This window comes from Mycobacterium sp. NGS59 (assembly GCF_059812345.1).
The window spans coordinates 478,845-499,077 of the sequence record NZ_JCALCN010000001.1 but is presented as its reverse complement, the minus strand read 5'-3'; the positions used below and the strand labels follow the sequence as shown (position 1 = coordinate 499,077).

The window sequence follows — 20,233 nt, the reverse complement described above, 5'->3', positions numbered from 1 at the left end:
TGTTGCCGTCTCGGTCGCGCGTTGGTGAATAGAGTCAGGGTCGTTGCCGTCGGAGGCGGAACCGCCAACGCTGCCGCTCTGTGCTGGCTGTCTCTTCGGCCGCCGCGGTCTCCGGACCCGGCGGCCTCTCCTGGTCGGTAGCGGCCTCGTCCGCCGGGTGGGTTGTCTCGGTTTCGGCCTCGTGGGCTGACGCGTCCGCCGCTTGCTCGTCGGGTGCGTCGTCGGGTTCCGCCGGCACATCGACGACGGTGCTTGCGGACTCGTCTGCCTCGGGGCTTGCGGCTTCGGCTTCCTCGGCAGCGTCCGCGGCTGCCTCGGTCTCCAGCTCGCCTACCTCGGATGCAACCGTGCCTTCGGGCTCGGGCTCGGGCTCGGGCTCGGGCTCGGGCTCGGGTTCGGGTTCGGGTTCGAGCTGGGGCTCTGCGGCTTCGTCGTCCTCGGGTGCAACGGCTTCGGGCTCAGCGATTTCGGCTTCCGCTTCTGCTGCTTCCGGTTCAGTTTCCGCGGCCTCGTCCGGGCCGGGCTCGGGCTGGGCGTCCGCGACCGCGGCTTCCTCAACGGCGTCATCGGTCGCCCCGATCTCTGCCTCGGGCTCGTCGGCGTCAGCTTGTTCCGCTACCGCGTCAGCCGCCTGATCTTCAACCGGCTCAGACTCCGGTTCGGCGGCCTCGACTTCCTCGACGGCATCTGCTGCCCCGATCTCTGCCTCGGGCTCGTCGGCGTCAGCTTGTTCCGCTACCGCGTCAGCCGCCTGATCTTCGACCGGCTCAAATTCGGGTTCGGCGGCCTCGGTTTCCTCGGCGGCATCTGCTGCCTCGGCGTCCAACTCCGTGGGCTCCGGCTGGACGTCAGGCTGGACGCCTGGGTCCGCGGCCTCCTCGACGGCGTCATCGGTTTCCCCGATCGCTACGTCGGGCTCACCGCCGTCAGCTTGTTCCGTTACCGCTTCGGCGGCCTCGGCTTCCTCGACGGCATCTGGCGCCTCGGCGTCAAGCGCAGCCTCGGCCTCAGCGATTTCGAGTTCTTCCGCTTCGCCCTCCGACGACTCAACCGCCGCGTCCTCCGTATCGGAGTCGGCAACCTGAGGCTCTTTGGTCAACACCACAGCCGTCGTCTCAGACTCAGTCTCGGCGACCCCGGCACCGTCACCACCGGCTGCCGCCGACGTCGCAGCGACAGCCGCCAACTCCTTGGCCGGTTCGGGCTCCGGCAACTCCTCATCCTCGGTCAGGTTGCCGCGCAACGACGCCGGGTCCTCGCGACCTTTAGGCGCCAGCATGATGTAGACGACGGCCGCGACGAAGACGAAAGTCGATGTGAACGTGTTGATCCGGATGCCGGCGATGTGGGTGGCCGTGTCGTCGCGCAACAACTCGACCACGAATCGCCCCACGCAGTACAAGGCGACGTAGGACGCGAACAGTCGGCCGTGGCCGAGCGTGAAGCGGCGATCGAGGTACAGCAACGCCACGAATACCAGGACGTTCCAGATCAATTCGTACAGAAACGTCGGTTGCACGATGAACGCGAGGTCTCCCGTCGACGTGCCGTCCAACGAATGAACGTCGATGAATCCACTGGGGTCCCGACGGTAGTAGATCTCCAGGCCCCACGGCAGCGTCGTTTCGCGCCCGTACAGTTCCTGGTTGAAGTAGTTGCCGAGTCTGCCGATGGCTTGCGCCAATACGACTCCGGGAGCAACCGCGTCGACGAAGGCCGGAAGCGGAATCCCCCGCCGCTTACACCCGATCCAGGCGCCGACCACCCCGAGGGCCACCGCACCCCAGATACCCAGGCCGCCGTCCCAGATGCGCACCGCCGCACCCAGTCCGGCTCCGCCGGGCCCCCAATACGTCCGCCAGTCGGTCGCCAGGTGATAGAGCCGCCCGCCGATCAAACCGAACGGCACCATCCACAGCGCGATGTCGTAGACCACCCCGCGTTCACCGCCGCGTGCCGCCCAGCGGCGGTCCCCGATCACCAGCGCGACCAGGATTCCGGTGATGATGAAGAACGCGTAAGCGCGAATCGGCAACGGCCCCAGATGCCAGACCCCGCGCGGCGGGCTGGGGATGTAGGCGAGCAGCGTCTCGGACATGGCCGCCGTCATGTCCGCAGCTCCCCGCGCACACCGGCGGCGAGCTCTTCGGTCAGTGCTCGCAACTCCGGCAGGCCGTCCCCCAGCGCCGAAACCAGCGCCGACCCGACGATCACGCCGTCGGCGTAGCTGCCGATCTGCGCAGCCTGCTCGCCCGAACGCACACCCAGGCCGACCCCGACGGGTATGTCCGACACAGCTTTCACCCTCCCCACCAGTTCCGGCGCCGCGTGTGACACCGCGTCACGTGCACCGGTCACGCCCATCGTCGACGCGGCGTAGACGAATCCACGAGAAGCCCCGACGGTAGTCACCAACCGTTCCGGTGTCGACGACGGCGCCACCAGAAAGATGCGGTCCAACCCGTGCTCGTCGGATGCCGCCAACCAGGTCTTCGCCTCGTCGGGAATCAGGTCGGGGGTGATCAGACCCTGCCCGCCCGCCGAGGCCAGGTCGCGAGCGAATGCGTCAACCCCGTAGCGCAGCACCGGGTTCCAATAGGTCATCACCACCGCGTGCCCACCGGCGGCGCTGATCGCCTCGACCGCCGCCAAGGTGTCCCGGACCCTGACTCCCCCGGCCAGCGCCCGCTCGGTGGCCCGCTGGATGGTGGGCCCGTCCATGCCCGGGTCGGAATACGGCACGCCCACTTCGATGATGTCGCAACCGGATTCGACCAGAGCGGTCATCGCCTGCACCGACGTCGGCACGTCGGGATAGCCGGTGGGCAGGTAACCGATCAGCGCCGCACGAGCCTGCGCCCGGCACGAACCGAACACCGGCCCCAGCCTGCTTGCTTCGCTCTGCTGCACCGTCATCACTTGTCCAACAAGCCGAACCATTTCGCGGCGGTCTCCACGTCCTTGTCGCCGCGACCGGACAGATTCACCACTATGACCGCGCCCCTGCCCAATTCGGCACCCAGTTTCAGGGCACCGGCCACCGCGTGCGCGGATTCGATGGCCGGAATGATGCCTTCGGAGCGAGACAGCAGGCCGAACGCCTCCATCGCCTCGGAGTCAGTGATCGGCTCGTACTGGACGCGCCCGATGTCCTTGAGCCACGCGTGTTCGGGTCCCACACCGGGATAATCCAAACCGGCCGAGATGGAATGGGATTCGATGGTTTGGCCGTCCTCGTCCTGCAGCAGATAGGAGTAGGAGCCCTGGAACGCCCCGGGCGATCCACCGGTGAATGTCGCTGCGTGCCGTCCGGTTTCGACGCCGTCGCCGGCGGCTTCGTAACCGACCAACTTCACGCCCGGATCGTCGAGGAAGGCGTGGAAGATCCCGATCGCGTTGGATCCCCCGCCCACACAGGCCACGACGGCATCGGGCAGCCCGCCCGTCTGTTCCTGGATCTGGGCACGCGTCTCCAGCCCGATGATGCGTTGGAAGTCGCGCACCATGGTCGGGAACGGGTGCGGCCCGGCGGCGGTACCGAAGCAGTAGTAGGTGTTGTCGGCGTTGGTCACCCAGTCCCGGAACGCTTCGTTGATGGCGTCTTTCAGCGTTCTCGATCCGGTCTCAACGGAAACCACCTGCGCGCCGAGCAGCCGCATCCGTGCCACGTTGAGCGCTTGGCGGGCGGTGTCGACCGCACCCATGTAGATGATGCAGTCCAGGCCGAGCAATGCGCACGCGGTGGCGGTGGCGACGCCGTGTTGGCCGGCGCCGGTCTCGGCGATCACCCGGGTCTTGCCCATCCGCCGGGCCAGCAGGGCCTGACCCAGGACGTTGTTGATCTTGTGAGAACCGGTGTGGTTCAGGTCTTCTCGCTTCAAGAAGATCCGCGCCGAGCCCGCGTGCTCACCGAGCCGCGTCGTCTCGTACAGCGGCGACGGCCGGCCCGCGTAGTGCGCCTGCAACTTGTCCAGGGTGTCCAGGAAATCCTGGTCGACACGTTCCTTCTCGTAGGCGGTGGTGACCTCGTCTATCACCCCCATCAGCGCCTCGGGAACGTAGCGCCCCCCATAGACACCGAAATGCCCACCGGGATCAGGGTCGTGCTGAGTGCGTTCGACGACGGCGGCGCTGGTGCGCGGAATATCCGGGCCCGACAGATCTGCCATCACAAAGACTCAACGCGCACGCGGCACATCAACGGCTAGCGCGACGGCTTCGGACAGGACGGGTGAGTTCCGGCGGTCACCAGGTCGGCGACGGCCGCGCGCGGGTCACCGCTTTTCACCAGACCCTCACCCACCAACACGGCGTCGGCGCCCGCACCGGCATAGGCCAACAGGTCACCGGTGTGGCGCACACCGGATTCGGCGATCCGGATCACCTTGCTGGGCAACCCGGGAGCGATGCGCGCGAAGCAGTCCCGGTCGACCTCCAACGTGGCGAGATCGCGGGCGTTGACGCCGATTACATTGGCGCCGGCCTTCAACGCGCGGTCGGCTTCTTCCTCGGTGTGCACCTCGACCAGCGCGGTCATGCCGAGCGATTCGGTGCGGTCGAGCATCGACACCAAGGCCGACTGGTCCAGCGCCGCCACGATCAGCAGCAGCATGTCGGCACCGTGCGCGCGCGCCTCGTGAATCTGGTAGGGCTGCACCACAAAATCCTTGCGCAGCACCGGAATCGACACCGCGGCGCGCACCGCGTCGAGGTCGTCGAGCGAGCCGTTGAAGCGCCGTTCCTCGGTCAGCACGCTGATGATCCGCGCGCCGCCGTCCTCGTAGGCGCGGGCCAACTTCGCGGGATCGGCTATGGGCGCCAACGCACCCTTGGATGGGCTGGCGCGCTTTACCTCGGCGATCACACCGATCCCCGGCTCGCGCAGTGCGGCCATCACGTCCAGCGGTTTAGGCGCGGCAGCGGCGGCGGCCTTGATCTCCGAGAGGCTCACGCGGGCTTCGCGCGCGGCGACGTCGGCGCGGACTCCCTCGAGGATGGAGTCAAGCACGGATGCCGGACTCATGCCTGCCGTGTTCCTTTCCCGTGACCCAACGCTCGCCAGCCGGTTTCGCCGACGTTCAAGAAGGGTAGCGACCGTCGGGTCAGGGTCCGTCACCGCCCCTCGCTGTCCGAGTCGTCCCGGCGATCGGTGGGGTCGCGGCCTTCGTCGAGCGCGTCCCAGATCATGCGTTCCGACAGCTGCGACCCGTCGGCTTCGGTGTCGTCGCGGCGGGCGATCGACCGCCTCGCTGCCGGTGGGAGATATTTCGTGCTGCCCGAGCGCGACGGGCCGGCGACCTTGGCCGCCCGCATCAACAACGCCGCGGCGATCAACGTGCACACCGCCGTCAGCACGGTGATCACCGCACCGGTGTAGTGGCGTGCACTTCCCACCAGCGTCACCAGCGGAACATGCCCGAGATCGGCTCCGCGGGCCGCCACATCCGGTACCGCCCACAGGCTGACCCCGAGGTAGCCGATGGCGAAGCTGGACGCCGCCAGCAAGACCGCCAGCACGCGCAACTGCCAGCCGCGCACGGCCAACGCCGCGATCGCGGCCGCCAGGTTGACGATCGCCAACGGCAACAACGCCGAGGACCAGGTGGCGCCGGACAGCGCCACGTCCTTGGGTTGTCCGAGACCGTCGAAAGACCGCACCACCACCCAGGTCAGGCGCGAGGCCGCCCAGAGCGCGGCGGCGGCAACGACCAGCAGCAACTGGGCGATCCCGAGCGTCATTCGGGCGCGGCGACCGGTATCAGCCACCGCCGCTCGCATCGCAAATCGGAGTCGTCAACGTCTCGGCGGCGGCGATCGCGTTCAGCACAGCCCGCGCCTTGTTTCTCGACTCGTTGTACTCGTAGCGTCCGTTGGAGTCGGCTACCACGCCGCCGCCGGCCTGGACGTAGGCCTTCCCGTCACGCATCAGCGCGGTGCGGATGGCGATCGCGAAGTCCGCGTTGCCGGCGAAGTCGAGGTAACCCACCACCCCGCCATACAGACCGCGGCGGGTCTTCTCGACTTCCTCGATCAGCTCCATGGCCCGCACCTTCGGCGCACCCGACAGGGTGCCGGCCGGGAAACAGGCGGTCACCGCGTCCAGTGCAGTCTGGCCCTCGGCCAGCAGGCCCGTCACGGTGGACACCAGATGCATCACGTGGCTGTAGCGCTCGATGTGGCTGTAGTCCTCGACGCGGACGGTGCCCGGTGTGCAGACCCGGCCCAGATCGTTGCGCCCCAAATCGACCAGCATCAGGTGCTCGGCGAGTTCCTTGTCGTCGGCCAACAACTCCTTCTCCAGGAGGATGTCTTCCTCGTCGGTCTGGCCGCGCCAACGGGTCCCGGCGATCGGATGGGTGCTGGCCCGCCCGTCCTGCACCGTCACCAACGCCTCCGGACTCGAACCGACGATGGAAAAGTCCACGGTGCCATCGCTTTTCGGTATCTGCAGCAGATACATGTACGGGCTGGGATTGGTGACCCGCAGCATGCGGTACACGTCGATCGGATCGACGTCGGTGTCCATCTCGAAGCGCTGCGACGGCACCACCTGGAACGCTTCACCTGCGGCGATCTGCTCCACCAGGTAGTCGACGATCTCGCTGTACTCCTCGACCGTGCGTTGCGCGCGGTGCGCGGGCTCGGGCTTGTCGAAGGTGGCCACCGTCGACGGCAGCGGTTGGCTCAGCGCTGCGGTCATCACGTCCAGGCGAGCGATCGCATCGTCGTAAGCCCAGTCGACCCGCTCGTCGGTGCCGTTCCAGTTCACCGCGTTGGCGATCAAGGTGATGGTGCCCTCGTGGTGGTCCACGGCCGCCATGTCGGTTGCCAGCAGCAGCAACATGTCCGGCAGCCGCAGATCGTCGACGGCGGATTCCGGCAGCCGCTCCAACCGTCTGACCAGGTCATAGGCGAAGAACCCCACCATGCCACCGGACAGCGGGGGCAGTCCGGGCATGGCGGCGGTGGCCAGCACCTCCAGCGTGGCGCGCAGAGCGTTCAGCGGGTCGCCGCCGGTGGGCGCGTCCTTGGGAGCCGCGCCCAGCCACACCGCGTGTCCGTCGCGCACCGTCAACGCGGTCGGCGCACCGGCCCCGATGAACGACCAACGGGACCACGACCGCCCGTTCTCGGCGGATTCGAGCAGAAAGGTACCCGGCCGGCTGCCGGCGAGCTTGCGGTACGCCGAGAGCGGAGTTTCGCTGTCGGCCAAGACCTTGCGGATCACCGGAACCACCCGGTGTTCCGCCGCAAGCACACGGAAGTCCTCCCGGGTCGTCGTGGCTGCGAGGTTGGCGTGCACCGGACCATCCAATCAGATGGGCTGGCGTAGCGTGACGGCCATGAAAACTGGTGACACCGTGGCCGACTTCGAGCTTCCCGACCAGACGGGCACACCGCGCAGACTCAGCGACCTGCTGACCGACGGACCCGTGGTGCTGTTCTTCTATCCGGCGGCGATGACGCCGGGCTGCACCAAAGAAGCTTGTCACTTCCGCGACCTGGCATCCGAATTCGCCGCCGCGGGCGCCAACCGGGTGGGCATCAGCACCGACGAAGTGCAGAAGCAGGCCAAGTTCGCCGATACCCAGAACTTCGATTACCCGCTGCTGTCGGACGCCGACGGCACCGTCGCCACCCAGTTCGGCGTCAAGCGTGGTCTGCTGGGCAAGCTGATGCCGGTCAAGCGCACCACGTTCGTGATCGACACCGACCGCAAGGTGCTCGACGTGATCTCCAGCGAGTTCAATATGGACACCCACGCCGACAAGGCGCTGGAGACCTTGCGGAACCGTTGACGTCGAACGCCTCCGCGTCCGGGGTCTGCGGCGATAACGCGCAGGCATGTGGTCCGTGAAGTTTGTTGTCCCACAGTGTAATTGGTTTTTCTGAAACTCAAGCACGGCGGGAATGGCTGGTGGCACAGAACCATTTGGCGCGTACCCGATCTGGTATGCCCTGATCACGTGCAGCCGCAACTGCTTTCGTTCCCAGACAGCGGTCGCTGAGACCGGATGACGGACCGGCGCGTCCGCCGACGTCCGTCGAATCGGCGGCACCCGGATTCGACCCCCCCACGTGGCGCCTTCCGCCGCGCGAAGACTTGGACGCACCACTGCGGGCATTGCCCCGCGCCGAGGCGGGACGGCTCAGTAGCATGCTCACATGCCGACAAGCGATGGCCATGGCGAAGGCTTGACAGCGGGCGAGCTGTTCGCCGGCTACACCATCGTGCGTAGGCTCGGCGCCGGCGGCATGGGCCAGGTCTACCTGGCGCAACACCCGCGACTCCCCCGGCAAGACGCGTTGAAGATCCTGCCCGCCGAACTCACCGCGAATTCCGAGTACCGCCAACGCTTCAACCGCGAGGCCGAACTGGCCGCCACTCTGCACAACCAGCACATCGTCACCATCCACGACCGCGGCGAATACCAGGGACAACTGTGGCTTTCGATGGACTACGTGGAGGGGACCGACGCCGCCAGATTGCTCCACGAGCAGTACCCGACCGGAATTCCGCTGCCCGACGTCGTGCAGATCATCTCGGCCGTGGCCGACGCCCTGGACTACGCGCACTCCCGTGGCCTGCTGCACCGCGACGTCAAACCGGCCAACATCCTGTTGGGTGACGCCAACCCGCGCCGACGGATCGTGCTCGCCGATTTCGGTATCGCCCGCGAACTCGGCCAAAGCAGTGGTTTGACCGCCACGAACATCACCATGGGCACGACCGCCTACTGCTCGCCCGAGCAACTGCAGGGCTTCGACCTGGATGGGCGGGTCGACCAGTACGCGCTCGGCTGCACCGCCTATCAACTGCTCACCGGTGTGGCCCCGTTCGACCACACCAGTCCCGCGGTGATCATCACCCAGCATCTCTCGGCGCCGCCGCCGCTGATCAGCGCACGGCGCCCGGACCTCGCCCACCTCGATCCGGTCATCGTCAGAGCGATGTCCAAGGACCCGGCGGCACGGTTCGCGTCGTGCTCGGAATTGGCCGCCGCGCTGGCGGCCCCGCCCGGCATGGTGCCGATGCCGCCGATGCCTATCAACGCCCCCGCGCCACTCGTCCCACCTCCGCATCGCGCAGGGGGGCACGGGACGTTGATCGCCACGCTGACAGCCATGGCCCTGGTCGGCGTCGCCGTGATCCTCGGGGTGGTGGTGTTGACGGTGAAACCCGGCAACCAGGCCGCGAGTCCGCCGGGTGAGGCTTCCAGCGCCACCTCGAGGTCGTTGCCACCGCCGGGCGGCAGTACGTCGGCGCCGGCCAAACCCGCGCCCCGGGTTGACCAGGTCACCGACCAAGCACGTGTGTTGAAGCCCTACGACCGCGGCAAGGTCGAGCGTGCCGTCGATGGCTTGTTCAAGAGTCGGCGGATCAGTCTGTACGTGGTTTACGTCAACGACTTCGGTAGCCGCGATCCGGTCGCGTGGGCCAAGGGCTTCATGGATGAGTACGGATTCAACGGCAACGAGGCGATCCTGGCCATCGCCGTCGCCCCCGACGAACCCACTTTCGCCTTCGAAGTACCGCCGACGCTGACCAAAGGCAAGCCGATCGATGTTGCCGAAATCCGACAGCAGCACATCAGACCCGCTCTGAGTCAACATGAATGGGCCGACGCAGCGCTCGCCGCGGTAGATGGCCTCGACGTGGGGCCGCGCTAGTCGCTTTCCAGCAGCACCGCGGCGTCGAAGCAGGTGTGATCCCCCGTATGGCAGGCCCCGCCCACCTGGTCGACGGTCAACAGCACGGTGTCGCCGTCGCAATCCAACCGCACCGAGTGCACGCGCTGGGTGTGCCCGGATGTCGCGCCCTTGATCCACTGCTCGCCGCGGGACCGCGAAAAGTACGTCGCCTCACGGGTTTCCAGAGTCCTCGCCAGAGCGTCGTCGTCCATCCAGGCGACCATCAACACATCGCCGGTGCTCCGTTCCTGCACGACGGCGGCGATCAGTCCGTCGGCGTTGCGCTTCAACCGTGCGGCGATCCGGGGGTCCAGGCTCATCGGACCGTGATCTCCTGCGCGGCCATCGCGGCCTTGACCTGTCCGATCGTGAGCTCCCGGAAATGAAACACGCTGGCCGCCAACACCGCATCGGCACCAGCGGCCACCGCGGGTGCGAAGTGGTCCACGGCTCCCGCGCCGCCGCTGGCGATGACCGGCACGGTCACCGCCGCGCGCACCGCACGCAGCATCGGCAGGTCGAATCCGGCCTTTGTGCCGTCGGCGTCCATCGAATTCAGCAGGATCTCCCCCACACCGAGTTCGGCACCTCGGGTCGCCCACCCGACCGCGTCGATGCCGGTGCCGCGCCGACCCCCATGGGTGGTCACCTCCCAACCCGACGGGGTCGGCGCCGAACCGGCCGGCACCTTACGTGCGTCGACGGACAACACGATGCACTGCGAACCGAACTGCCGTGCCATCTCGGCCAGCAGATCCGGACGGGCGATGGCTGCGGTGTTGACCGACACCTTGTCCGCTCCCGCACGCAGCAGGACGTCGACGTCGGCCACGGAACGCACTCCCCCGCCGACGGTCAGCGGAATGAAGACCTGCTCGGCGGTGCGGCGCACCACGTCGAGCATCGTGGTGCGCCCCGCCGAGGAGGCGGTGACGTCGAGAAAGGTGAGTTCGTCGGCGCCCTCGGCATCGTAGGCGGCCGCCAGCTCCACCGGATCACCTGCGTCCCGGAGGTTTTCGAAGTTGACGCCCTTGACGACGCGCCCGTCGTCGACATCCAGGCATGGGATCACCCGCACCGCGAGGTCGCTCACCGACATGTGGCGAGCAGACGCAAAAGCTCCATTTTGCTCGGCGTGTCGGGGGCTTTTGTGTCTGCTCGGCATTAGTAGTCTTCCGGTTCGCCGGCGGCGCGCAGGATGGCGAGGATCTCGTCATGCACCCCGGGCGCGGCGGCCAGCGCCGAGCGCGACGACGGGGTCCAGGGTTGGCCGGCGAGGTCGGTGACGATGCCCCCGGCGGCCCGCACCAAGGCGACTCCGGCGGCATGGTCCCAGGCGTGGCTACCGAAACTTATTGCCCCACCGAGGATTCCGTCGGCAACGTAGGCCAGGTCAAGTCCGGTGGAACCGTGCATGCGCAGTCGGGACGAAACCCGGCTGAGGTTCTCCAGCACCGTCAACCGGTACTGGCCGGGAAACTGACCGCGCGAATCGGCGCTGAACGATCCGGCCGCCACCAACGCATCGGACAGTTCGCCTTTGCCCAAGGACGGGCGCGGCACACCGTTTCTGAGCAGCCGGTCACCCACCACCGCGGTGTAGCGCTGACCGGTGAACGGCAACCAGGTCAATCCGGCGACCGGCTCACCCTCGCGCAGCAGTCCCAGCAGGATCCCCGCCAGCGGGGACCCGGCGGCATAGTTGAAGGTGCCGTCCACCGGGTCCAGGACCCACACCCACGGCGAGTCGAAATCGGCACCGCCGAATTCCTCGCCGTGCACTTCGATTCCGGTGGCTGCGACCAACGCATCCACGACTTGCCGCTCGATCGCGAGGTCCACTTCGGTTGCGAAGTCGTTGCCTTTCTTGGCAACCGCCGAGTCGGCCCGATGCCCGGCCAGAAACGGCTCGACCGCTTCGTCCAGGACGGCCGAGGCCTGGGCGACCAACGTGTTCAGATCCATCGCGTCGCTACTCCCGGACCGCGTCCAGGGCCTGCGGCAACGTGAACCGCCCGGCATAAAGCGCCTTGCCCACGATCGCCCCTTCGATCCCCCGGTCGGTCAGGGTCGCGATCGCGCGCAAATCGTCCAGGCTGGACACACCGCCGGAGGCGATCACCGGCGCATCGGTCCGCTCGGCGACCCGGGCCAGCAGGTCGAGGTTGGGGCCACCCAACGTGCCATCCTTGGTGACGTCGGTGACCACATACCGCGAGCACCCTTCGGAGTCGAGGCGGCTCAGCACCTCCCACAGGTCGCCGCCGTCGGTCTCCCACCCACGTCCACGCAACCGGTGCTCTCCGGCTGGGTTTCCCGGGTCGATCTGCACATCCAGACCCACGGCGACCTTGTCTCCGTGCTCGGCGATCGCCCGCGCGCACCACTGCGGGTTCTCCAGGGCGGCCGTGCCCAGGTTGACCCGCGCGCAACCGGTCGCCAATGCCGCGCTCAGCGAATCGTCGTCGCGGATACCACCGGACAATTCGACCTGCACGTCGAGCTTGCCCACCACCTCGGCCAGCAGTTCCCGGTTTGATCCGCGGCCGAACGCGGCGTCCAGATCCACCAGGTGAATCCAATCGGTGCCGTCCCGCTGCCAGCCCAGCGCGGCATCCAATGCGGACCCATATTCGGTTTCACTGCCCGCCTTGCCCTGAACCAGCCGCACCGCGCGGCCTTCCACCACGTCGACAGCGGGCAACAGAATCAACGACATGGTCACAGGCCCTCGACCCAGTTGTGCAGCACGGCCGCGCCGGCGTCCCCGCTCTTCTCCGGGTGGAACTGGGTCGCCGACAGCGGCCCGTCCTCGACCGCGGCCAGAAACGGCACCTGGTGTGTCGCCCACGTCAACATCGCTTCGGCTGAACCTTCCCACCGCTGCGCGGCGTAGGAGTGTACGAAATAGAACCGGGTGTCCGCGCTCAACCCGTCGAACAGGGTGCTGCCGCGCGCGGAATCGACGACATTCCAACCCATGTGCGGGATCACCGGCGCGTCCAGCCGGGTCACCGCGCCGGGCCACTGTCCGCAACCCGTTGTCTCCACGCCGAATTCGACGCCGCGGGAGAAGAGGATCTGCATGCCCACGCAGACGCCCAGCACCGGATGCGCGGCCGCAACCCGCTCGGCGATGACCCGTTCGCCCCCGATCTTGCGCAGACCCGTCATGCACGCCTCGAACGCGCCGACTCCGGGCACCATCAGCCCGTCGGCCGCCAGCGCCCGGGCGGCGTCGGAGGTGACCTCGACGTCCGCGCCCACCCGTTCCAGCGCACGCTGCGCCGACCGGAGATTACCCGAGCCGTAGTCCAGAATTACGACCGATTTTGCTGTCACAGAACGCCTTTGGTGGACGGCACTCCCGAGACCCGGGGATCGGGCTCGACAGCCTGTCGCAGCGCGCGGGCGACGGCTTTGTACTGCGCCTCGGTGATGTGGTGCGGGTCGCGGCCGTAGAGCACCCGCACGTGCAGCGCGATGCGGGCGTTCATCGCCAGTGACTCGAATACGTGCCGGTTGATGACGGTGTGGTAGGGCACCGAGCTCCCGGCAATCGTGGTGTGCTGCAGGTGATCCGGCTCGCCGGAGTGCACACAGTACGGCCGGCCCGACACGTCGACGGCGGCGTGCGCCAACGTCTCGTCCATCGGGATGAACGCGTCGCCGAACCGGCGGATGCCCTTTTTGTCGCCCAGCGCTTGTGCGAGAGCCTGACCCAATGCGATCGCGGTGTCCTCGACGGTGTGGTGCGCTTCGATTTCGACGTCGCCCTTGGTGCGCACCATCAGATCGAAGCTGGCGTGGCTGCCCAGCGCGGTCAGCATGTGGTCGTAGAACGGGACGCCGGTGTCAATATCGACCTGGCCGGTGCCGTCGAGGTCGAGTTCGATCACGATGTCGGATTCGCGGGTGCGGCGCTCGATGCGTGCGCGGCGAGGTTTGATTTCAGTGGCTGTCACGGTGTTCCTATGGTGCTCGGGCTGCTGCTGAGTTCGGTTGCTGCGATCCGGGCGCTCGCTTCCAGGAAGGCGTCGTTCTCCCCGGCCAATCCGGTGGTGGCGCGCAGGTAGCCGGGGATCCCGACGTCGCGGATCAGCACGCCGGCATCCAGGTAATGTTGCCAGGCGGCAGCCGCGTCCGCGAATTCACCGAACAGCACAAAGTTCGCATCGCTCGGGATGACCCGAAAACCCATGTCCGTCAACGCCGTCGACACCCGTTCGCGCTCGGCGATCAAAGTGGCGACACTGCCCAGGGTGTCGTCGGCGTGGCGCAGCGCGGCACGCGCGGCGGCCTGGGTGACCGAGGACAGGTGATACGGCAGGCGCACCAACAGCATCGCCTCGACCAATGCGGGCGTGGCGATCAGGTAGCCCAGCCGACCGCCGGCGAAGGCGAATGCCTTGCTCATGGTGCGGGTGACGACCAGCTTGCTCGGATACTCCTCGATCAGGCCCACCGCGCTGGGCTGCGACGAGAACTCACCGTAGGCTTCGTCGACGATCAGGATGCCCGGCACCACGTCGAGCAGCTTGCGCAGATCCGGCAGCGTAATGCTCTGTCCCGACGGATTGTTCGGGCTCGCGACGAAGACCACGTCGGGTCGGCGGTCGGTGATCGCGGCGACGGCGGCAGCCACGTCGAGGCTGAAATCGTCCGCGCGGACGGTCTCCAGCCATTCGGTGCGCGTCCCGTCGGAGATGATCGGGTGCATCGAATAGGACGGCACGAAACCGATCGCGCTGCGTCCCGGGCCGCCGAACGCCTGCAGCAACTGTTGCAGAATCTCGTTGGAACCGTTTGCCGCCCACACGCTTTCGACCCCGACCGGAATTCCGGTCTGGGTGGTCAGGTAGGCGGCCAGGTCGGTGCGCAGCGCCACGGCGTCACGGTCCGGATAGCGGTGCAGATCGGCGGCCGTGTCTTGAACCGACCGGACCACGTCCTCGACCAGCGCCGGGGTGGGCGGATGCGGGTTCTCGTTGGTGTTGAGCCGCACCGGCACCGCCAACTGGGGTGCGCCGTAAGGCGATTTGCCGCGCAGATCCTCCCGCAGCGGCAAGTCGTCGAGGGTCGGCCGTGAGCTCATCGCTCGAACCTCCGCCGTACCGCTTCCCCGTGCGCGGGCAGGTCTTCGGCCTTCGCCAGCGCTACCACGTGCCCGGAGACGTCCTTGAGGGCGGATTCGGTGTAGTCGACGACGTGGATGCCCCGCAGAAAGGTCTGCACCGAAAGCCCACTGGAGTGACGGGCGGAGCCGGCGGTGGGCAGCACGTGGTTGGAGCCCGCGCAGTAGTCGCCGAGGCTGACCGGTGCGTACGGTCCGACGAAAATGGCTCCCGCAGAACGGATCCGGGCGGCGACACCGGACGCGTCGGCGGTCTGGATCTCCAGATGCTCGGCGGCGTAGGCATTCACGACCCGGACCGCCGCATCGAGGTCGTCGGTGAGGATGGTCTTGGACTGCGGCCCGGACAATGCGGCGGTGACCCGTTCGCGGTGCACGGTCGTCGCCAACTGACTGGCCAGTTCGGCGTCGGTGGCATCGGCCAGCTCGAGGCTGGGCGTGACCAGCACGCTGGCAGCCATCTCGTCATGCTCGGCCTGGCTGATCAGATCGGCGGCCACGTGGACCGGGTCAGCCGTCTCGTCGGCCAGAATGGCGATCTCGGTGGGTCCGGCTTCGGCGTCGATGCCGACCAGGGAACGGCACAGTCTCTTGGCGGCGGTGACGTAGATGTTGCCGGGGCCGGTGATCATGTCGACGGGCACCAGCTCCGGGCCGCCGGTGTCCAGTCCGCCGTAGGCCAGCAGCGCTACGGCCTGTGCCCCGCCGACCGCCCAGATCTCCTCGACCCCGAGCAGGTGGGTCGCCGCCAGGATGGTCGGATGCGGAAGGCCCCCGAACTCGGCCTGCGGCGGACTCGCGATCACCAGCGAGTCGACCCCGGCCGCCTGCGCCGGCACCACGTTCATCACCACGCTGGACGGGTACACGGCGTTGCCGCCCGGCACATACAGGCCCACGCGTTCGACGGGCACCCAGCGTTCGGTGACCGTCGCCCCGGGACCCAGCGTGGTGGTGGTGTCGCTGCGGCGCTGATCGGCGTGCACCGCGCGGGTCCGCTCGATCATTACCTGCAGCGCGTCGCGCACGTCGCCGTCGAGCCCGACGACCGCGGCCTCCAGCGCACTTTCCGGCACCCGCACGGCCGCCGGCCGCACCCCGTCGAACTTCTCCCCGTAATCCAGGGCGGCGTGAGCGCCACGCTCGGCCACGGCTTCGACGATCGGCCGGACCGTGGCCAGCACGGACTCCACATCGACACCGCCCCGCGGCAACTCCGCACGCAGTCGCGCCGCCGTCAGCTCCGCGCCGCGCAGATCGATGCGGGACAGCAGCCTAGGCTCGCCGGTCAGGGATGTCGTCACATCGATCATTGTCCCAGAGCAGCTCAAGTCGATATCCGACCGGTAGTGTGCCCGGTAGCCGCCAGGCCCGATATCAGAGGAGCCAGCCGTGTCCGCTCGGGATCAACACCCCAACAACGCCCCCGGTGTCCCGATGGTCTACCCGGTGTGGTTCGAGAACATCCAGGTCAAGTACCTGAACCCGGCGCTCAAGCCGATCGCCCGCTACTTGCCGGGTACCGCCACCATCGAGCACCGCGGCCGCAAGTCCGGAAAGCCGTACCGGACCCTCGTCACCACCTACCGCAAGGGCAATGTGCTGGCCATCGCGCTGGGCCACGGCAAGACCGACTGGGTGAAGAACGTGCTGGCCGCCGGTGAGGCCGACGTGCACTACACGCGGCGTTCGGTGCACATCGTCAACCCCCGGATCCTGCCGGCCGGATCTTCCGAGACGGACGGATTGCCGTGGTTGGCCCGGGTACAGCTGCGCCGGATGGGGATCTTCGTCGGCGACATCGCCTGAGCGTTCGCCGAGCGTGTAGTGGTTGCGAAATCAAGGCCGATTTTTCGCAGCAGGTACACGCTCGGCGAGCGTCTTACATGTCCAGGCCGATGTCGAGCACCCGTACCGAGTGCGTCAACGCCCCGACGGCCAGGTAGTCCACCCCGGTCCCGGCGTAGGTCGCCGCGCTCTCCAGGCTGAGCCCGCCGGAGGATTCCAACAGCACCGACGGCGCGCGGGCATCGCGCCGCTGCACCGCGGTCTGCGTCTGCCACACCGGGAAGTTGTCCAGCAAGATCAGCTCGGGCTTTTCCGGCAGCACGGCATCGAGCTGCTCCAATGAATCCACCTCGACCTCACAACACAGATCGGGCGCGGCGGCGCGCACCGCACGCAGCGCCTCCACCACCGATCCCGCCGCCGCGACGTGGTTGTCCTTGATCAGCGCCGCATCACCCAGGCCCAGCCGATGATTGACCCCGCCACCGACCCGCACCGCGTACTTCTGCAGCGCGCGCAAGCCGGGCAGCGTCTTGCGGGTATCGCGGATCTTGGCCTTGCTGCCCTGCACCGCGTCCACCCAGGCCGCCGTCACCGACGCGATCCCGGACAAATGGCAGACCAGGTTGAGCATGGTCCGTTCGGCGGTCAGCAGTCCCCGGGTTTCGGCCTGCACGGTCAGCAACGGCTCACCCGCCTTGACCCGGGTCCCGTCCTGCACCCGGTGCAGCACCTGGTAACCACGGCTGCCGATGACCTCGTCGAGCACCAGCAACGCCACGTCCACCCCGGCGACCACGCCCTCCTCGCGGGGGACCATCGACGCGGTAGCCACCGCGCCGGCCGGCACGGTCGCCAGCGTGGTGGCATCAGGTCCGTAGCACAGGTCCTCGTTCAGGCCGCGGCGGATGGTGTCGCGCGCGGCCTCCCGCTCGGCGTCGCCCAGGATCATCAGCCCACCGCCGCCAATGCCTCCACCTGAACGGCATCGTCGTTGCCGGCCAGCCGGATCAGGATGCTGCGCCCGGGATCGGTGACGGCCGACGGGTGTTCGGCGCGGTGGTGGCAACCGCGACTTTCGTTGCGGGCCAACGCGGCGGCGGTCACCGTGCGGGCCGCCAGTGCCAGCGCGACATCCTCGGCGCCGCGGCGGTCCGACACATCGCGGATGGGTGCGGCGCTGAGCTTTTCGGCCAGTGCCCGCAGTCCGACGGCACTGCGCACCACCGACGCGTCCCGGCTCATCGCGCGTTGCAGATCACCCCGCTCGGGCGCGGTATGGATGATCGGCTCGGGCATCGCTGCCTGTGGATGCCCCATCGCGGACGCGTGCTCGGCGGCCTGCTGTCCGGCTCGGCCGCCGACCACCAGACCTTCCAACAGACTGTTGGAGGCCAGTCGGTTGGCGCCGTGCATACCTGTGCGCGCCACCTCTCCGGCGGCGAACAATCCGGGCAGCTCGGTGCGGCCGGACACGTCGGTGACCACGCCGCCGCAGCTGTAGTGGGCACCGGGAATGATCGGAATCGGTTGCCGCACTGGGTCGATCCCGGCCGCCAGGCATGCGGCGGTGACAGTCGGGAACCGCGCCGCGAAACCCGCGATGCCTCGCGCGTCGAGATAGGCGCACGGCTCCCCGGTCGCTTTGAGCCGCGCGTCGATGGCGGCCGCGACCACGTCCCGGGGCGCCAGGTCGCCCATCGGATGGACCCCGGCCGTGATCGAGTTGCCCTGCCTGTCGATGAGTATCGCGCCCTCACCGCGGATGGCCTCGGTGATCAACGGACGTCGGCCGCCGCCGTGCCCCCGGGAATAGAGCATTGTCGGGTGAAACTGGATGAACTCGAGGTCGGCGATAGCCAGCCCGGCCCACAACGCCAACGCGATTCCGTCTCCGGTGGACCCGTCGGGGTTGGTGGTGGCGCTGTAGAGATGCCCGAGGCCGCCGGTGGCCAGGATCACCGACGGGGCGTCGATGATGCCGCAGCCGTCGGGCCGGTTGACCAGCACCCCGTTGACCGCGTCCCCGTCGTGCAGCACGCGCAGCGCCACGTGGCTGCTGCGGATGTCCAACGACCGGGCGGCAAGGTCCAGGGTGCGTTGCACCTCGGCGCCGGTCGCGTCGCCGCCGGCGTGCACGACGCGGCGCCGGGAGTGCCCGCCCTCCCGTGTCACGTCCCAGCCACCGGACGGTGATTCGTCGAATCGTGCACCGGCACCGACCAATTCGCTCACCGCGCGGTAGCCGTCGGCGACGATCGAATACACGGCTTCGGTGTCACACAGGCCCGCACCGGCGGCCAGGGTGTCGGCGACATGGGCCTCGATCGAGTCGTCGTTGTCGGGGAGCACGACGGCGATCCCGCCCTGGGCGTAGTGGGTGGCGGTCACGCCGCGCAGTTGGGCAGCCTTGTTCAGCACCACGACGCGGCTCCCGGCGCGGTGAGCGGCCAGTGCCGCGGCCAACCCCGCGACGCCCATGCCGATCACCACGACGTCGGCGGAATCCCGCCAAACCGGATCGGTCGTCATTCACCACCCCCTGGCTGGCCGATTTCGATCATCCGTTGCACGCTGCGGCGCCCCGCGGCCGCGGTGGCCGGGTCGACGTGGACCTCGTCGGCCCCGTCCAGCAGGCATCGCAACAGCGCCGCGGGGGTGATCATCTTCATGAATTTGCACGACGCGCGGTCGTTGACCGCCTGGAAATCGACTTCCGGTGCCGCCCTGCGCAATTGATGCAGCATGCCGACCTCGGTGGCGACCAGGACCTTGCGGGCACGTGTTTGGTGCGCGGCGTCGAGCATGCCGCCGGTGGACAGGATCTTGACCCGTTCCGCGGGGAACGCGCCTTCGCCGGCGAGGTACAAAGCCGAAGTGGCGCAACCACATTCGGGGTGCACGAACAATTCGGCGTCGGGGTTGGCCCGGGCCTGCTCGGTCAGCTCGTCACCGTTGATCCCGGCGTGCACGTGGCATTCGCCGGCCCACACGTGCAGGTTCTCCCGACCGGTGACCCGGCGCACATGGGCGCCCAGGAACTGGTCCGGGCAGAACAGCACCTCGCGGTCGGGATCGATGGAGGCGACCACATCGACCGCATTGGACGACGTGCAGCAGATGTCGGTGAGCGCCTTGACTTCCGCGGTCGTGTTGACGTAGGAGACGACGACGGCGCCGGGATGTTCGGCCTTCCAGGCGCGCAGTTCCTCGGCAGTGATCGAGTCGGCCAGCGAACATCCCGCCCGCTGGTCGGGAATCAGCACCGTCTTGTCCGGGCTCAGGATTTTCGCGGTCTCGGCCATGAAGTGCACCCCGCAGAACACGATGGTGTCCTCGGGCGCCTCGGCTGCGATACGCGACAGCGCCAGCGAGTCCCCCACGTGGTCGGCCACGTCCTGAATCGCCGGCAACTGGTAGTTGTGGGCCAGCACGGTAGCTCCGCGCAGCCGCGCCAGACGGCGGATCTCGGCCGCCCACTGGGCGTCGCCTTCGATCCCGGTGTATCCGGTGGGCGTGCTGATGACGCGAGCCGCCAGCTCGTCGCAGATGGTGTCCATCCGATTCAGGACCGTCATCGGGGCTCCTTTCGAACCCGGAGGTTTTCGACTTATAATC

At 68.0% G+C, this 20,233-nt stretch carries 20 protein-coding genes; 3 read left to right on the top strand and 17 right to left on the bottom strand.

Annotation, left to right across the window (positions count from 1 at the left end; translation table 11 throughout):
- Positions 1-34: 34 nt before the first annotated feature.
- The 6 genes from AC5Y46_RS02080 to AC5Y46_RS02055 form a co-directional block, all read right to left on the bottom strand.
- Positions 35-2,098: a prolipoprotein diacylglyceryl transferase gene (locus tag AC5Y46_RS02080; protein ID WP_499989976.1), complete on the bottom strand. Its 2,064-nt coding sequence runs from the start codon at positions 2,096-2,098 to the stop codon at positions 35-37.
- An 8-nt stretch (positions 2,099-2,106) separates the two neighbouring features.
- Entirely contained in the window at positions 2,107-2,919 is an 813-nt protein-coding gene (gene trpA, locus AC5Y46_RS02075; protein WP_499944251.1) for a tryptophan synthase subunit alpha, read from the bottom strand.
- Positions 2,916-4,169, bottom strand: a complete 1,254-nt coding sequence (gene trpB, locus AC5Y46_RS02070) for a tryptophan synthase subunit beta (RefSeq protein WP_499944196.1) — start codon at positions 4,167-4,169, stop codon at positions 2,916-2,918. The genes trpA and trpB overlap by 4 nt, the downstream gene beginning before the upstream one ends.
- Before the next feature lie 35 nt (positions 4,170-4,204).
- Complete coding sequence (gene trpC, locus AC5Y46_RS02065; protein WP_499944195.1) at positions 4,205-5,023, bottom strand: indole-3-glycerol phosphate synthase TrpC; 819 nt, start codon at positions 5,021-5,023, stop codon at positions 4,205-4,207.
- A gap of 89 nt (positions 5,024-5,112) precedes the next feature.
- Entirely contained in the window at positions 5,113-5,778 is a 666-nt protein-coding gene (locus tag AC5Y46_RS02060) for a TIGR02234 family membrane protein (RefSeq protein WP_499944194.1), read from the bottom strand.
- Positions 5,759-7,303, bottom strand: a complete 1,545-nt coding sequence (locus tag AC5Y46_RS02055; protein WP_499944193.1) for an anthranilate synthase component I — start codon at positions 7,301-7,303, stop codon at positions 5,759-5,761. Before AC5Y46_RS02055 ends, AC5Y46_RS02060 begins: the two co-directional genes overlap by 20 nt.
- Before the next feature lie 40 nt (positions 7,304-7,343).
- On the opposite strand from AC5Y46_RS02055, the gene AC5Y46_RS02050 reads away from it, so the two are divergent.
- Both AC5Y46_RS02050 and AC5Y46_RS02045 read left to right on the top strand, forming a co-directional pair.
- Entirely contained in the window at positions 7,344-7,799 is a 456-nt protein-coding gene (locus AC5Y46_RS02050) for a peroxiredoxin (RefSeq protein WP_499944192.1), read from the top strand.
- A 367-nt stretch (positions 7,800-8,166) separates the two neighbouring features.
- Positions 8,167-9,672 (top strand): protein kinase domain-containing protein, encoded by a 1,506-nt coding sequence (locus tag AC5Y46_RS02045; protein WP_499944191.1) that lies wholly within the window; start codon positions 8,167-8,169, stop codon positions 9,670-9,672.
- Here the strand turns inward: AC5Y46_RS02045 and hisI are convergent.
- The 8 genes from hisI to hisD form a co-directional block, all read right to left on the bottom strand.
- The gene (hisI, locus tag AC5Y46_RS02040) at positions 9,669-10,013 is read right to left on the bottom strand and encodes a phosphoribosyl-AMP cyclohydrolase (protein ID WP_499944190.1); all 345 of its coding nucleotides are present in this window, start codon (positions 10,011-10,013) and stop codon (positions 9,669-9,671) included. The two genes, AC5Y46_RS02045 and hisI, sit on opposite strands and share 4 nt — an antisense overlap.
- Entirely contained in the window at positions 10,010-10,792 is a 783-nt protein-coding gene (gene hisF, locus AC5Y46_RS02035; protein ID WP_499944189.1) for an imidazole glycerol phosphate synthase subunit HisF, read from the bottom strand. The genes hisI and hisF overlap by 4 nt, the downstream gene beginning before the upstream one ends.
- Before the next feature lie 65 nt (positions 10,793-10,857).
- Entirely contained in the window at positions 10,858-11,658 is an 801-nt protein-coding gene (locus AC5Y46_RS02030) for an inositol monophosphatase family protein (protein ID WP_499989910.1), read from the bottom strand.
- Positions 11,659-11,665: 7 nt separating this feature from the next.
- Positions 11,666-12,412: a bifunctional 1-(5-phosphoribosyl)-5-((5-phosphoribosylamino)methylideneamino)imidazole-4-carboxamide isomerase/phosphoribosylanthranilate isomerase PriA gene (gene priA, locus AC5Y46_RS02025; protein ID WP_499944187.1), complete on the bottom strand. Its 747-nt coding sequence runs from the start codon at positions 12,410-12,412 to the stop codon at positions 11,666-11,668.
- 2 nt (positions 12,413-12,414) lie between these two features.
- A complete protein-coding gene (gene hisH, locus AC5Y46_RS02020) occupies positions 12,415-13,035 on the bottom strand; it encodes an imidazole glycerol phosphate synthase subunit HisH (RefSeq protein ID WP_499944186.1) in 621 nt (206 codons plus the stop codon).
- Positions 13,032-13,658 carry an imidazoleglycerol-phosphate dehydratase HisB gene (gene hisB, locus AC5Y46_RS02015; protein ID WP_499944185.1) on the bottom strand — a complete coding sequence of 209 codons (627 nt, stop codon included), beginning with the start codon at positions 13,656-13,658 and terminating at the stop codon, positions 13,032-13,034. Before hisB ends, hisH begins: the two co-directional genes overlap by 4 nt.
- On the bottom strand, positions 13,655-14,788 hold the full coding sequence (locus AC5Y46_RS02010) for a histidinol-phosphate transaminase (protein WP_499989909.1): 1,134 nt from the start codon (positions 14,786-14,788) through the stop codon (positions 13,655-13,657). The genes hisB and AC5Y46_RS02010 overlap by 4 nt, the downstream gene beginning before the upstream one ends.
- On the bottom strand, positions 14,785-16,101 hold the full coding sequence (gene hisD, locus AC5Y46_RS02005; RefSeq protein WP_499989975.1) for a histidinol dehydrogenase: 1,317 nt from the start codon (positions 16,099-16,101) through the stop codon (positions 14,785-14,787). The genes AC5Y46_RS02010 and hisD overlap by 4 nt, the downstream gene beginning before the upstream one ends.
- 118 nt (positions 16,102-16,219) lie before the next feature.
- On the opposite strand from hisD, the gene AC5Y46_RS02000 reads away from it, so the two are divergent.
- Positions 16,220-16,636: a nitroreductase family deazaflavin-dependent oxidoreductase gene (locus tag AC5Y46_RS02000; RefSeq protein WP_499989908.1), complete on the top strand. Its 417-nt coding sequence runs from the start codon at positions 16,220-16,222 to the stop codon at positions 16,634-16,636.
- Positions 16,637-16,709: 73 nt separating this feature from the next.
- Here AC5Y46_RS02000 and nadC read toward each other — a convergent pair whose 3' ends face one another.
- Genes nadC through nadA form a run of 3 tightly spaced genes read right to left on the bottom strand, consistent with a single transcriptional unit; the run spans position 16,710 to position 20,193 of the window.
- Positions 16,710-17,567: a carboxylating nicotinate-nucleotide diphosphorylase gene (gene nadC, locus AC5Y46_RS01995; RefSeq protein WP_499944182.1), complete on the bottom strand. Its 858-nt coding sequence runs from the start codon at positions 17,565-17,567 to the stop codon at positions 16,710-16,712.
- Positions 17,567-19,147 carry an L-aspartate oxidase gene (locus tag AC5Y46_RS01990; RefSeq protein ID WP_499989907.1) on the bottom strand — a complete coding sequence of 527 codons (1,581 nt, stop codon included), beginning with the start codon at positions 19,145-19,147 and terminating at the stop codon, positions 17,567-17,569. The genes nadC and AC5Y46_RS01990 overlap by 1 nt, the downstream gene beginning before the upstream one ends.
- Entirely contained in the window at positions 19,144-20,193 is a 1,050-nt protein-coding gene (nadA, locus tag AC5Y46_RS01985; RefSeq protein WP_499989906.1) for a quinolinate synthase NadA, read from the bottom strand. Before nadA ends, AC5Y46_RS01990 begins: the two co-directional genes overlap by 4 nt.
- Positions 20,194-20,233 lie beyond the last annotated feature (40 nt).